We start from the raw sequence: 14,475 nt of genomic DNA, 5'->3' as shown, positions 1-14,475 counted from the left end.
ATTCATCGCTTCGTCCTCGGCCGCCCTGCAAGAAGGGTCACTGGCCCAGCAGTGCATCGAGTTCATCCTTAATGTGCAAATCATCGAGCACATGGGCGACATCTCCTCCACGCTCTTCTTCCTCGTCGGTGCCATGACCATCGTCGAGCTCATCGACGTGCACGGGGGCTTTTCCATCATCACCGACCGCATCACCACGCGCAAAAAACGCCGCCTGCTGTGGATTCTCGGCATCATCACGTTCTTCCTCTCGGCCGTGCTCGACAACCTCACGACCACCATCGTGATGGTCATGCTGCTGCGCAAACTCGTCAACGACCAGCACGAACGCTGGATTTACGCCAGTATGATTGTCATCGCAGCCAATACCGGCGGTGCCTGGTCGCCCATCGGTGACGTGACCACCATCATGCTTTGGGTCAAAGGCAATGTGACTACCGCCGCCCTGATAACCTATGTCTTCCTGCCCAGCGTAGTGGCCCTCGTCATTCCGCTGCTCTTCGCGACCCGGAAGCTCAAAGGCGAGCTGCCCGAAGGAAACCGCATCGTCACCCGCAGCGACTTCATTTCGCCGCGAGAAAAGAAAAATATCTTCTTCCTCGGTGTGGGCGGTCTCATCTTCGTGCCTATCTTCAAGGCCATCACCCACCTGCCGCCGTTTATCGGCATTCTCTTCGTGCTGAGTATCCTGTGGATATTCACCGAAATCATGTACAACCACAAAATGCTCGAAAAAGCCGAGGAACACCGTGTCCCGAGAGTCATCTCGCGCATTGACATGCCTTCGATTCTCTTCTTCCTCGGCATTCTCATGGCCGTGGCCGTTTTACAGGCAACCGGCATTCTGGGTTCGGTTGCCGGCTGGCTCGACGAAGAAGTGCATAACGTATATATCATCAACATCGTGCTCGGCATCTTGTCGTCTATTGTCGACAACGTACCCCTCGTGGCCGCCGCCATGGGCATGTATCCCGTTGCCGACCCGGGCAGCACCGGTTATCTCGCCAACTTCGTCGTCGACGGCACCTTCTGGGAGTTCCTCTCTTACTGTGCCGGTGTGGGCGGCAGCATCCTCATCATCGGCTCGGCTGCCGGCGTGGTTGCCATGGGCTTGGAAAAAATCAACTTCGGCTGGTACCTCAAGAACGTGTCGCTGCTCGCCCTCCTTGGCTACTTGGCCGGTGCCGCCGTGTATATCCTCGAAGCCGTATATCTGAAACCTCTTATCGACAGCGTCTTATGACAAGACTGCGTCGCATTTCCCAAAACGTCCCGCCGACAGGCCGGGACGTTTTTTGTTTCTTGACCATTTTCCCCACCCCAAAACGCCAATAATCGCCCTCCATTTCGCGAAAGCGGGCTTACCTTATCCGTCAGAAATAACATGCTGGCGCACCATACCAGCCGCACGCCCCGTCTGTGCGACAGCCGATACACCGGCCGTCCCGACGACGAACGCATCGACCTCATCAACAACGTCTTCTACTCCTGGCGACTCACCACCTCGACCGGCACCACCACACTCCGCCTCATCAAAGAATAGCATAGGTTCCCTTACCTTCAACAAAAAACGCAGTTCTGTTTAAGAACTGCGTTTTTGTTATTTTATACGTTGAATAAACAGCATACAATCCCTTCATCCCTAATTTTAAGGAATACGTCCGAAGATATAGGGCTAAAAAGTACTATGGGTGTTAATCTGCGGGAGAACGACATGTGACAAGACACACACCCTTGAAAATTCAGGCAGAAGAATCCCCATCTTTACAGTAAAATCACAAAAGAAGAGGGCTGCTCTGTGCGGAGCAGCCCTCTTATCATAGCGAGGTTTAGGATTATTTCGATTAATGAGCGATGATCATCTTCTTGCCATCGACGATGTAAGCGCCGGCGGGGAGGTCATAAACCTGTTCGCGCGGCATTTGCTTGGCGACGATACGTCCCAGCAGGTTATATACATCGACATAGGGATTCATGGCCTCGGTGTCGACGGCTGTCGATTCTATGCCCGCAGGTGCATTCTCGGCATACTCCTTATAAAGATCATACAAGGCGTAGAAAGCCGGTTTGGCTTGCATTTGGGCGTTGAACAACAGAGGTTCTCCCCTTCTCCATGACTGGTCGTCTTTAACACCCCAGATGACCAGATTCGGGCAGTGGTCATATTTTATCAGCACATTTGCAATGGTGCGGTACTCTGCGGCCTGTTTCTCGTATGCATCAGCGGCTCCAAGGTCGGGTATCGACATATCGAGCTCGGTCACGATGCAGTTGAGACCCAGAGAAGCATAGCGTTTCACGTTGTTGTCAAATTTGGCCGAGTCGAGCTCTCCTACCGTGAGGTGGCATTGCAGGCCCACGCCATCGATGGGAATACCGCTCTTTTGCAACCGGCGCGCCAAGTTATAGTAGGCTTGGGTTTTTGCAGAGCCCTGCATTTCCACGCCATAGTCATTGAGATACAGTTTGGCATCGGGGTCGGCACGATGGGCATAGACAAATGCCGAGTCGATGAAGTCCTCACCGATACCGGTGTACCATACCGAGGGGCGCAGGGCATAAGCCGTAGGATTGGTGCGCACGATGCTTTGGTCATCGGCGAGGCATTCGTTCACAACGTCCCATTCATGCACGCGACCTTTATAGTGAGTAACAACGGTCGTGATGTGGTCTTCGAGTATTTCGAGCAACTCTTCGCGGGAATATTTGTGGTCGTTCTTTTGACCGCCGTCGGTACTGATCCAGCCCGACACCTGTTTATGCCAGCACAAGGTGTGCCCGCGGACCGTCATGCCGTGGCGCTCGGCAAAGTTCACGAGATTGTCGCCATGGTAAAACTCAAATTGTCCCCGATTGGGCTGCAAAGCGTCTATTTTCATTTCGTTCTCGGCAACGAGTATATTGAAATTGTTGTAGACAGCCTGCGTCTCTGAGAGACCATCGTTAGTCACATCGATGCGCCATACGGGGACGGCAACGCCTATTTTCTTGCCACATTTATCGGCATAGTCGCGAAGAGCCTGCGTATCAGCACTCTCCTGGGCATTTGCCGCGGCAATGAAAAGAGGGCAAAGCAGATATAAAAGATGTTTCTTCATGATTTGTATGTTATAAGTCTATTAGAAATTGGTGACTTTGTAAGTATGCTCGCCGATTTTCACTACGACCATGCCCTTCACGTCGTTGATGGTGTTCACGCCTTCATGAGCCGTGAAAGACTCCAACTGCTGACCCAAAAGTGAGTAAACGGCAACTTGCTCACCAGCGGCGTTTTCGACATAGATGATGCCGTTGTTGGCATAAACCCGGGGGTCGTTCTCGGCTACGGTATTTTCTACGCCGGCAGCATCACCTGCAATGAGGACAAGTTGGATACCCTTATCGGTTGTACGCTCCTCAACGGTCCATACACCGGTCTCGGGCAACTTCACGTCGAAGTTCCACGGATCGCCGTAGAGCGAGCTTTTGCCATAAGCCGAGATAAGTACATATTCGTCTCCTTCGTTATAGACAAAGCTGTCGTCGGTCTTGATTTCAACAACAGGCAGGTCCGAACTTTCAATAAAGTCCTCTGTAATGTTGTAATATATAAGGTTACCATCTACAACCAAACTGTCATGGTGTTGCGGCGATGCGATTTCGAACGACAAGACGGTCGTGGGGCGCAGGTAGAGCGACACCGTATCGTTTTCTTTGGCAAAGTTTTTAAGGGTGAGCGTACCGATGCCGTTGCTTCCGGGTTCGAGTGTACCATACACATCGACATCACTGGCTATGTTACCCGATCCACCGATAGTACCACCCACAAAGACGGTATTGGCTGTCCCGGCCGTATATCCGGCGCCGGTCAGGCCCTCGGCTTCGGCTTTCTTGATATCGTTGTCGATAAGCACTTTACCGGCAAGCACTTGTATACCACCGGTGATAACATTACTATCACAAGTAAGCGTATAAGTTCCGGTACCTTCCTTGATAAGGCCTACGACAGGTCTGTCAGCGCCAAAGGGAGCAATCTGTCCGGCCAAGAGAGCATCGGTATTGGAATTTCCCACAAGGTAATACGAAGCAGGGGTGTCGCTCGACTTTATATAGCCGTAAATGCGGGAGCCCGGCTTGGTTTGCAATTCGCCGATACGATAACCACGTATGCCCGATTCGGCGGCAATGGCTGCACCTTCCTGCAATACCAACGTTTTATTGGCAAACATTGAGTTTACATTACCGGCAATGATGCTCTCCTCCACGCTCGACGGGTTAAAAGTAGTCCCGCTGCCCAGTATCACGCCGTAGTATCCGGCCGACGCATTCACATCGGTATATTTATAGACGTTCACCGTTCCGGTGAATTGATCCCAACTGGGGTACTGTTTGGCTTTTTCATTGGCCAGATATACCCGCTCGCCTCCGGCATAAATATTGACAACACCGCTACCCGACAAGGGCGACATCATATAGGTGTAACGCGACAGGTACATGTTGAGAGTGTCACCCTCGGTAAGCGTGATGGGGGCATTCAGCGTTATATAGTTGTTTGAGGAGTTGTCGAGGCAAGCGTTTATCGTACCGCCACCGTCGGCCAGCAATGAGCCACCCAGCAGGTCGATGCCCTGTTTGCCCATGCGCAAGGTTCCGCCTTTGAGCACGGTACCTTTCACCATTTTGTTGTCGACGTCGAGGGTCACAGGTTTCGAACCTTCAACAATCAACTGTCCGCCGCCGGTGAGGTAGCCCGATGCACCATCGACTACCGAGAGGCGGTAAGCAATCACATCGTTGTCAAAAATCACGGTCGACGGCTCGACGGTTTCCCTGATTTGAACGTTAAGAGCCTTATAGCCGCCCGTGGTCATGGAGTTATCATCGAAGATGACGCGGTTTCCGGTATTGAACACGACCGGAGTGAAGTTGTCGATGGCATCTTCAATGGCCGCAAAGTTGGCCGTTTGGGCCACATCCCACTGGTTCGATACAGAAGCCGTCCAACGAATCGTGTCGGTCTCGACAGAGGAAACACCCGAAAGGCGAATGTTGTCGATGTAATACTCTACGACATCGCAGTGGAGTCCCAACAAAATGCAGGTCGACTCGTTGTAGATTCTATTGAAGTCGTAGCTTTTGGGTATCCATTCACCCTTGTTGCCCAAGAAAGGAAATTCGGTATCCCAATAAAGGGTTGTGGAGCCATCGCCTGCGCCACCCAGCAAGATGGCGGTCTGCATGTAGTCGTTCGTCTGCGACGGGTCACGATAGAGGTCGAAAGAAATCTTCTGGTAAAGGTCGAGCAGATTTTGTCCGGTAATGCCATCGGGCAAGTCGTAGCGCACAAAGGTGTTCCAGTTTTTGATGGAGACTTTCAACACTTTGTTGTCGGGGTTGGTCGGGTCTTCAACCACAACTGCCGTACCGTCGGTCGAGGCTACGCCCGGGGCAAAAATGCTTTCCACTTGGAAGACATCGCCCACATTGCAATCTTCGAAATCGCACAAAACGATTTCACCAGCGCGTCCGGCCATAACGGCACAGAAAAGCGCACAGAGAGTAATGATTCTTTTCATGATACTTTTTTAATATTTGGTTTAGCTGTTATCCTTTCGAATTTGAGGCAGCGAGGAACGGTCTCCGTCGGTCAATCCGCCTCCATGCTTTTGCCGTCTTACTCTTCAAAACGGCAAAATGCAGTACACTTTCCATGGCAAAGGTAGAAATATATCATATATCTGAAAAAAGTTTCTCCTAAAAAAATTTCCCTATCTATCAAAAAGCCAAAAGCCCACGAGACATGCTCTCGCGGGCTTTTGGCAATAACGCTCTTAAAATCTTTATTTAGGGCAACCCAAGCAAAGGGGCTTTATCTGCTTGAAGAAGTCGTTGCCTTTGTCGTCGACAAGGATAAAGGCGGGGAAATTCTCGACTTCGATTTTCCAAATCGCCTCCATACCCAATTCGGGATATTCGAGACATTCGACGCTCTTGATGCTATTCTGCGCCAAGATGGCTGCCGGACCGCCGATGCTGCCGAGATAGAATCCGCCGTGCTTGTGGCAAGCGTCGGTCACCTGCTGACTGCGGTTACCCTTGGCTATCATAATCATGGAACCGCCGTGACTTTGGAAGAGGTCGACATAGGGGTCCATGCGTCCTGCCGTGGTGGGGCCGAACGAGCCCGAAGCCATGCCTTTGGGGGTCTTGGCGGGCCCGGCATAATAGATGGGGTGCTCTTTGAGATAGGCGGGCATCTCCTCGCCGGCGTCGAGACGCTCCTTTATCTTGGCATGGGCGATGTCGCGACCCACAATGATGGTTCCGTTGAGCGAGAGGCGGGTGGCGACGGGATATTTCGAGAGTTCGGCCAGCACTTCGTTCATGGGGCGGTTGAGGTCGATGCGCACGGCATTGCCTTCACCGGCCTGACGCAACTCGGCGGGAATAAGTTCGCCGGGATTGTCGTCGAGGCGTTCCACCCACAAGCCTTCGCGGGTGATTTTGGCTTTGATGTTGCGGTCGGCCGAGCAGGAAACGCCGAGACCCACGGGGCAGGAGGCTCCGTGACGGGGCAGACGTATGATGCGGACGTCGTGAGCGAAATATTTACCGCCGAACTGGGCTCCGATGCCCGATTCCTGTGCGGCACGCAGCACCTCTTTTTCGAGTTCCACGTCGCGGAAGGCGTGTCCCAGCTCGTTGCCCGATGTGGGAAGGTTGTCGTAGTACTTGGCCGATGCCAGTTTCACGGTTTTGAGGTTCATCTCGGCCGAAGTACCGCCGATGACGAAAGCGATGTGATAGGGCGGACAGGCGGCTGTTCCGAGGGTTTTCATCTTCTCGACAAGGAAGTTGACCAGCTTGTCGGGCGTAATGAGCGCCTTGGTCTCCTGATAGAGGTAGGTCTTGTTGGCCGAGCCGCCTCCCTTGGCGATGAAGAGGAATTTATATTCCATGCCGTCGACGGCATAGAGGTCGATTTGGGCGGGAAGGTTGCAACCGGTGTTTACCTCGCGGTACATGTCGAGGGGAGCGTTTTGGGAATAGCGGAGGTTCTCCTCGGTATAGGTCTTGTAAACGCCCAGCGAGAGAGCCTCTTCGTCTCCGCCGCCGGTCCATACCTGCTGGCCTTTTTTACCCATGACAATGGCGGTTCCCGTATCCTGGCAGAAAGGTAATTGTCCTTTGCAAGCCACTTCGGCGTTGCGCAGCATGGTGAGAGCCACATATTTGTCGTTGTCGCTGGCTTCGGGGTCGTGCAAGATGCGGGCCACCATCTCGTTGTGCTCGCGACGCAAGAGGAACGAGACATCGCGCATGGCGGCATTGGCCAAGCGGGTCAACGCCTCGGGTGCGACTTTCAGTATTTCTTTACCGTCGAAATTTTCGACCGAGACATAGTCTTTCGTGAGAAGATAATATTCGGTATTATCCTTTCCCATGGGGAACATCTCTTGATACTTGAAGGGTTTTGTTGCCATATGTTTAAGGTTTGGATTTTTTGTCTTTGGAGAAAGCAAAGGTACGCTTTCTCTCACAAATAAGCAATTTATCACCGAAAAGATATTTCTACGGGACGACCGGGCCATCGAGAATCCGAGACCGGCTTCCCGTCGGGAACCCGCGCCCCGCAGATGGTTATTCTACCACACTTCACAAAACGACAAAATGCTGCCCACTTTTGATAAATATCGCACAGAAAAGCCTTCTTATGGGATTTTCTTTGCATTGTAAAATTACCACACCGTGGTCATCTATTCACTTTATTAAAACCGATTAATTGTATGAAAGACTTTACAGGAAACGGGTATGAAATTACCCCTCGAAACTCGCGGGAGCTGCTCCTGGCGAGAGTGAGTAAAAGTTTTCCCGACCGGGTTTTCGACAACGACGACCGCTTCTTCGATTCGCTGCTCGAATACGAAGACAACCTGCGGCAACGCTACGACTACCTGTGCCAGGACCAGCTGAAACTGGCCGACATCTTCATGTCGAACCCCCGCATGGCCGAGTTCATCGGCGATGTCCTGGCCGGCGACGATGCCTTGGCCGCTTGCGTGCGCCACTTCGGACGGGACATTCTCGAATGCGTGGGCGACGAACGCCGGCTGGCCGACCTCGAACGGGAAAACGAAGAGTTCACCCGCCGCGTAAGAGCCGGCGAGCAGATACAACGGGAAATGGAAGAAAACTGGCAACACAGTGCCCGCGCCATTGCCCGCTTCAAAGCCCACAAAGGCATGAGCGACGAAGAGTTTGAAGATTTTCTCGACCGTGTGCACCATGTGTGCGAGCATGTGTTCATGCACGACTTCACGACCGAGATTCTCGAACTGCTCTTCAAAGGCATCAACTACGACCTCGACCTGGGCAACACCGAACGCATCGCCGAGATTCGGGGGCGCAACGAACGCATCTTGTCGGAGCGTCCCCCGCGTGAAGGGTCACTCCTGCCCCAGTTGAGTGGCATCGGGGGCGGAGAAAATCCCGACGAGGGACGTTCGGCTGCCTTCGGGTTCAGACGCCGGGGCAGCGTGTGGGACTTGTAAGCGAAGCCATCGTCCACACACAGCCCGCACAAGAATCACATCACACCATAACAACCCTTTTTCACTCACCAAAAAAAATTCCTACTCATGAAAAAAGAACAAATTCTGAAATTCCTGAAATCCCGAAACATTTGGTTCTGGTTGTCAACCACCCTGTTTATCGTCTTGGCAGCCTTCTTGCTCCACGACTGTGCCTACGCACTGGCCGTAGTCATTCCCACGGCATCGGGACGCATCATCTCGGGTTCTCCGCTCACGACCGAAATCACACGCGGCAACAGCAAAGAACTGCTCATGAACGAAGTCGACAAACGCATCACCAAAGTGCGCCCCATGTCGACCCCCATCGACCAACTCTCGCGCTATGCCGGTGCCCGCAAATCGGGTTCGATGATTGTCGATTACTATTCGGTCGATGTGAAACCCACCAAAGCCACGCTCGCCGAGGCTTACACCGAACCGGAGTCGGGCAGCGCCACCACCGCCGCACAGAAGGTGCAACTCACAACCAACAACAACGACATTTTCGAAGTGTCAGAGACCATTCTCGTGCAAGGGGTGAAAGGCTATGAGAGCGACGGGAAAACCCAGTCGAAAGCCGACCTCGTGCTCTACATTTCGAGCAAGGAGGAGACCGGCGAACTCAACGTCTATGCCATCAACGGCAAGACCATCGGCAACATCACCGGCTGCGTGCCCACGATTGCACAAGGCACGACCCTTATCCGCATGGGACGCGCCGCCACCGAGCTCGACGTGCAGACCGCCCAATTCGAGGCTCTGCCGGTAAAAGACCAAAACTATTGCCAAATCTTCAAGATGCAAATCGAGCAGTCGACGTTCCAGAAAATCGCCAACAAAGAGGTGGAATGGGAATTTTCCGACTCCGAAGAAGCGGCCATCTACGACATGCGACTGGGCATGGAGAAAACCTTCATGTTCGGCGTGAAGAGCCGCATCTACGACTCGAAAAAGAAAGAAGAGGTTTCGCTCACCGGCGGTATCTGGTGGCAAGCCGGCAAGGAATACACCTTCGACCCCGAGAAAGAGCTCACCCAGGAAGACCTCATCGACATCGCCAAAGAGGCATTCACCGGAAACGGCGGCAACAAGCGCAAAATCCTCATCGGCGGTTCGGACTTCATCGGCCGCATCAACAAGCTCGATGTGAACAAGGTCATCTCGGCCGACGAAGATTTCGTCAAGTGGGGTATCGACTTCTCCGAGATACGCTCCAAATTCGGACGCCTCTTCATTCTCTACTCCGAAGTCTTCGACGAGTGCGGCATGAGCGACTACGGCTTCATCTTCGACCCCGAATTCTTGTCGAAGTGGTCGCATGTACCCTTCGACCGTCAGGTACTCGACCTCAAAGGCGCCGGCGTGCGCAACACCGATGCCGTCGTGCTCACCGAGGCCAGCTGCCTCACCCTGCGTTACCCCGCAGCCCACATGCGCATCATTCCCAAAAACGCTTAAATCCATTCACCGTTTACGGCGGGAGGAAATTCCCGCCGTAAATCTCTAAAACCAAACGTCCCATGAAAAAAATAAAAACCTACGAAACCCTGCACGGGAACCTCAACACCATCGTCCGCATGGGCGAGAAGAAAGTACGCATACGCTTCATCTCGCGCGACAACATACACGGCTATTACACCACCGCCAACAGCGACTTGCAAGATGCCATCGAACAGGACATCGACTACGGCCGGCTCTTCGACCTCTACCAGGAAACCGGCTATACCGACCAACCCACCGAGACTCGCCCTATCGAAGAGATTGTCTCCTGGCAGGCCGCCCGCGAATTGCTGCGCAAAGAGCCTTATCTCGTACCGGCCAACCGGCTGCGTTCGCCGACCAGTATCGAAAAAGCCGCTCGCGAAAAAGGCATCTGCTTTCCCCATCTCACCGCTTAAAAAAGAAAGGAGGCCCTCATGTTCCTGACTACCACAGAATGGCTCGAACGTGTCAAAACCGACATGGAAGAGCTGACTCCCGACTGGGACCGCATCGTAACCCAAACCGGCGGAAGCGACATCGAGCAATATATCCGGGCCAAATGGCCCGAAGCCCTCACCCACCTGTTGGCCGTCGCTCCCGAACACCTCTGCATCGGCAACAGCGTCGACATCACGAGCCAACTCTCGCCCGAGATGCGGCAAGACGGAAGCGGACGGGTCGTCCTGCCCGACGACATGTTGCGTATGCTCCGCTTCGAAATGAACGGGTGGCGACGCCCCGTGACCCGATTTGTCGACAGGTTCCACCCCACGGCCGAGAAACAATACAACCCCTACGCCCGCGGCGGAGCCGAGAAACCGGTCGCTGTCATTTCGAGCGACGAGCAGGGGCGCCTCGTACTCGACTACTTCTCACTGCCGCCCTACATGCGGCGCCACGAGGTGAAAAGCGCCATCTACATTCCCCTGCCCCAGGAGAAAAATGAGGGCTATGACCTCCACCCGCTCCTGGGCGAGGCGGCGTGCTACCTGTGCGCGGCCCTGGTGTTCGACATCTTGGGACAGAGCGAGAAAGCGGCCATCATGCGCAAGCAAATGACTTTTAATTAAAACTTAAAAACTCTCATAATATGGAACATAACATATACGGACAATTTCTCGGATACTACTTCAATCTCAGTGCATTCCTGTCCCAACACCCCAAAGGTGTGCCGGGAGACTGTTTTATCAACGGAGAAACGCTCTCGTTGTGGGTTTGGGACACAATGAACCGGAAATGGATCGACAGTAACCGGCCCGACAACTGGTTAAAAGGAATTATCGACAATCCGCTCAGTTTCATTCCCGATGTAAAACCCGGTGTGAAAACCGCGTATTTGTATATTGCCCCCGAAGCGGCAAAAGTCACATTCTCATTTTTTAAAAACGGAGAAACCGCCATCTCGGTCCAGACAAAATCCTCGGCCATCATCTCGCTGTTCTGGAACGGAGATTATTGGGAATCCGCCGTTACGGAAATAGACACGGATCTTTCGGCCTTGGCAAGGAAGGACCTGTCGAACATCGAGGAAACGACCTTTAAATCGAAAAACATACTGAAAACCATCTATTTGAAATATGATTTCTCGACCGATGGCCTTCTCTCGAATTTAGCACCCAACGACAGTGACAACGGAACCATAACGTCAATCCTCAACGAAAACACCAATGGAAACTGTGTGCTTTATGCCATGGACAACCACAACTGCGTATCGCCCTGCCATGTACTGTCGGACAGTGCAAAATCGGAATATACCCTCACTTTGATCTGTGCCGACAACAAAATACACACCGTCACGCTCAACAGTTCAGGGAAAATCAGCAGCCAACAGTTGCTTTCTGCGTCACAAACGACTTTACTCTCCGAGAACGGAATCGAAGAGTATGTCGCGTGCGTGGAGAAAAGCGCCTACATACAATCGTCCGATTTCGCGGTAATCGAGAACAACAGCTTCACGTTGTTGCGGAAGATAAGGCTTTCTGCCGGGCAAAAAATAAGGTTGGAACGCCAGGAAGCCGGACAAAATTGCGGTATGGTCATCGAGGGGAAATACAGAAAGACGTTTTACAATTATTCGTCCGACGCCATGGTCGAAGAATATTCTTTTGCCGAACCGGTTACGATTCAGATTTACTGGATAAACTCCAACCCGATAACCTCGGTTAAGGTGTACCCGCTCGACACCGGAATGATATTGGGTGGACATTCGTTCGAAATCACTGGCGACAATTACGGGTATGTCGAATCCTCATCCCATGATTTGGTTTCAACGGTTTCGTCTTGGAGAATCACCTCTCCCGTCCATATCTTGTCGGGTACAACAGTGCTTCTAACCGATGGGGCCATCGCTTCGGTATTCTTCAATGACGGCACTTACGGAAGATTCTCCGAGACTTTCTCCGCGACAAAAAACGGCACGTTGTATGTGTATAAAAATGACGGAAAGGTATTTTCCGTAACGATTGAACCGGGATATGCCAAGCAATGTATCGTCTTGTCGCAGTATGGTCAAAACGGAAGCAAAGTGGACGGTTATTATACCCTCAACTACGGTACAAAAACAACCTACTACAACAATGTCGACGGCGGAGCATACATTCAAGCGCTTGTCGATTACAAAAACTGCATTTTCCTTTACAACGGACAGATGTTCCGATTCGACGAAGAGACGGGCAGCCAAGTCATTTTGAGCAACAAATGCCGAATGACCAATTACATCGCAAGCAACTTGCACAAAGATACCTACACGGTGGTGAATTATTCTTTCGACAACTCGCAAAACTTGATTATCCGATTCTCCGACAACCCGATATTCAGGACCGAAGAGGGTCGTTATTTCAAGATATTCGAAGACGGCAGCGACTACAAAATCGTCTTGCAAAAAGGATACAGCCTCTATGTCGATGCCTTGGACATCAACCTCACCGATGCATATTCCCTCACCAACATCGCACGGATAGAGCCCCGCACTTTTTGGGAAGTAAGCAAAAACTACGGCGGCATTCTTCTCGCCTCCAACGACATTCCCACCTACAACAGTCCGAAGGGGTTCTATTCTTTCCCGGGGGTCATCGGTGAATATTTCCAAGGGCAGGAATTGGTAAAACAACGGGTAAGGAGCGTGGCAACCCCCGTCGTGAACGAAAATATTCTCGAAAAAGTGCCGAAGTTCGCCCATCTGATGCGCTCCCGGGAGGAAGATGTCACCATCGTCTTCACCGGCTCTTCGACCATCATGGGGCGTCCCTACACGACCGAACGGTTCGATGCCGGGCTCAGACCGCCCCTGTTGCAGGGCAACGACCTGTGCTCACTGATTTGGGATTGCATTTCCGCTCCTTGGGGGCAGGAATATCGCACATACCAATCGGATTTCTTTACCGAAACGGGCGATTGGGAGACCACCATCAACGCCGGCAACTGGGGCGATGCCGACGGGCAACGACCGACAAGGACGTCGACCAGCAGCAATGCTGCCATCGGCTTTACCGTTCCCGCGCGCGCCAACTACTTCAACTACATCTATCGCGCCTGCAACCAAAGCGGGAACCAGACCATCGCCGTGGCCGAGGGAAACGGTGCGGTAGAAGTGTTTGATTACAAAACCGGTGCTTGGGTCGAGGCGAACGGGTATGTCCTCGATGCAAACACCGACAGCATCGTCTCGGCCATGAATTTGGCGTATGCCGACAACACCATCTACCAGATGCGCATGAAGATGCGGAAGCTCTCTTCTTCGGAAGTGTCGATGACCCTTACGAAGAGCTCGGGCACACGCATGAATTACATCGGCGTGGAATGGACGCGGGGGAAAAATTTCCTCTACCTTATCAATGCCGGCCGGGGCGGCTGGGCTCACACATGCAACGGCTCCGCCATCGACCTGAACAAGGTGCAAGGAACCGACATTCTGGTGTTCAAGCCCAACCTCCTGATGGGACACATAACCATCGGAAATATCGGTGCTTCGGGAACCGGCAACCAAGATGCCGGTTATTACACCGACTTTATGAAACGGGTCTACTTCAATGAGTTCAACGATGCCGACAGCTCTTTCCACAAAACATTAAATGGCTATTCCGACTGCGAGTTGTGCCTGTTTACCGCATATATAAATGCCGGATTCGGACAAAACAGACTTTTTGACGACGCCAACCGTACCATCTTGTTGCGAAAAACTGCCGGCGGGAAATCGGTCTCCAACATCTCCTACTACGACAACTGCGCGGCCTGGATGGCGACAAAACCTTGCGCAAGCATCTTTGCGCACAACCTTTTTTGGAGATGGGCCGAAAGAGCCTTCAACGACATCTACGAGGCTTACACTCCCACCGCAAAAGAAGGTTGCAGCCTGATGACCGATGACATGCACGCCAACGACAACGGGTGCTATTACATCTATTGCGTTCTGAGCCAACTTTTCTCACGCCTATAAAACCCT

Annotated in this window: 10 protein-coding genes; 7 read left to right on the top strand and 3 right to left on the bottom strand. The window is 52.6% G+C overall.

The annotated features are described in order from the left end of the window. A partial coding sequence (gene nhaD, locus IAD09_08580; GenBank protein HIT82274.1) for a sodium:proton antiporter NhaD occupies positions 1-1,243 on the top strand: 1,243 nt, incomplete at its 5' end. Positions 1,244-1,384: 141 nt separating this feature from the next. Then, on the top strand, positions 1,385-1,543 hold the full coding sequence (locus IAD09_08575) for a hypothetical protein (GenBank protein HIT82273.1): 159 nt from the start codon (positions 1,385-1,387) through the stop codon (positions 1,541-1,543). A 301-nt stretch (positions 1,544-1,844) separates the two neighbouring features. Here IAD09_08575 and IAD09_08570 read toward each other — a convergent pair whose 3' ends face one another. The 3 genes from IAD09_08570 to IAD09_08560 form a co-directional block, all read right to left on the bottom strand. Beyond that, a complete protein-coding gene (locus IAD09_08570) occupies positions 1,845-3,098 on the bottom strand; it encodes an endo-1,4-beta-xylanase (GenBank protein ID HIT82272.1) in 1,254 nt (417 codons plus the stop codon). A gap of 21 nt (positions 3,099-3,119) precedes the next feature. Next, on the bottom strand, positions 3,120-5,555 hold the full coding sequence (locus IAD09_08565) for a hypothetical protein (GenBank protein HIT82271.1): 2,436 nt from the start codon (positions 5,553-5,555) through the stop codon (positions 3,120-3,122). A gap of 264 nt (positions 5,556-5,819) precedes the next feature. Further along, positions 5,820-7,463 (bottom strand): fumarate hydratase, encoded by a 1,644-nt coding sequence (locus IAD09_08560; GenBank protein ID HIT82270.1) that lies wholly within the window; start codon positions 7,461-7,463, stop codon positions 5,820-5,822. A 303-nt stretch (positions 7,464-7,766) separates the two neighbouring features. On the opposite strand from IAD09_08560, the gene IAD09_08555 reads away from it, so the two are divergent. From IAD09_08555 to IAD09_08535, 5 genes are all read left to right on the top strand, one after another. Beyond that, positions 7,767-8,531 (top strand): hypothetical protein, encoded by a 765-nt coding sequence (locus IAD09_08555; protein HIT82269.1) that lies wholly within the window; start codon positions 7,767-7,769, stop codon positions 8,529-8,531. Positions 8,532-8,618: 87 nt separating this feature from the next. After that, a complete protein-coding gene (locus IAD09_08550) occupies positions 8,619-10,010 on the top strand; it encodes a hypothetical protein (protein HIT82268.1) in 1,392 nt (463 codons plus the stop codon). A gap of 62 nt (positions 10,011-10,072) precedes the next feature. Beyond that, positions 10,073-10,450 (top strand): hypothetical protein, encoded by a 378-nt coding sequence (locus tag IAD09_08545; GenBank protein HIT82267.1) that lies wholly within the window; start codon positions 10,073-10,075, stop codon positions 10,448-10,450. 18 nt (positions 10,451-10,468) lie between these two features. Next, positions 10,469-11,104, top strand: coding sequence for a hypothetical protein (locus IAD09_08540; protein ID HIT82266.1), 636 nt, complete (start codon positions 10,469-10,471; stop codon positions 11,102-11,104). Positions 11,105-11,124: 20 nt separating this feature from the next. Next, complete coding sequence (locus tag IAD09_08535) at positions 11,125-14,469, top strand: hypothetical protein (protein ID HIT82265.1); 3,345 nt, start codon at positions 11,125-11,127, stop codon at positions 14,467-14,469. Positions 14,470-14,475: the final 6 nt, after the last annotated feature.

Source organism: Candidatus Caccoplasma merdavium (assembly GCA_018715595.1).
Classification (GTDB): Bacteria; Bacteroidota; Bacteroidia; order Bacteroidales; family UBA11471; genus Caccoplasma; species Caccoplasma merdavium.
The sequence above is the reverse complement of the archived record's forward strand: the minus strand, read 5'-3'. Positions and strand labels throughout refer to the sequence as shown.

Coding starts and splice junctions, on each gene's coding strand:
- IAD09_08575 (HIT82273.1), top strand. CDS start 1,385: ATGCTGGCGCACCATACCAGCCGCACGCCCCGTCTGTGCGACAGCCGA.
- IAD09_08570 (HIT82272.1), bottom strand. CDS start 3,098: ATGAAGAAACATCTTTTATATCTGCTTTGCCCTCTTTTCATTGCCGCG.
- IAD09_08565 (HIT82271.1), bottom strand. CDS start 5,555: ATGAAAAGAATCATTACTCTCTGTGCGCTTTTCTGTGCCGTTATGGCC.
- IAD09_08560 (HIT82270.1), bottom strand. CDS start 7,463: ATGGCAACAAAACCCTTCAAGTATCAAGAGATGTTCCCCATGGGAAAG.
- IAD09_08555 (HIT82269.1), top strand. CDS start 7,767: ATGAAAGACTTTACAGGAAACGGGTATGAAATTACCCCTCGAAACTCG.
- IAD09_08550 (HIT82268.1), top strand. CDS start 8,619: ATGAAAAAAGAACAAATTCTGAAATTCCTGAAATCCCGAAACATTTGG.
- IAD09_08545 (HIT82267.1), top strand. CDS start 10,073: ATGAAAAAAATAAAAACCTACGAAACCCTGCACGGGAACCTCAACACC.
- IAD09_08540 (HIT82266.1), top strand. CDS start 10,469: ATGTTCCTGACTACCACAGAATGGCTCGAACGTGTCAAAACCGACATG.
- IAD09_08535 (HIT82265.1), top strand. CDS start 11,125: ATGGAACATAACATATACGGACAATTTCTCGGATACTACTTCAATCTC.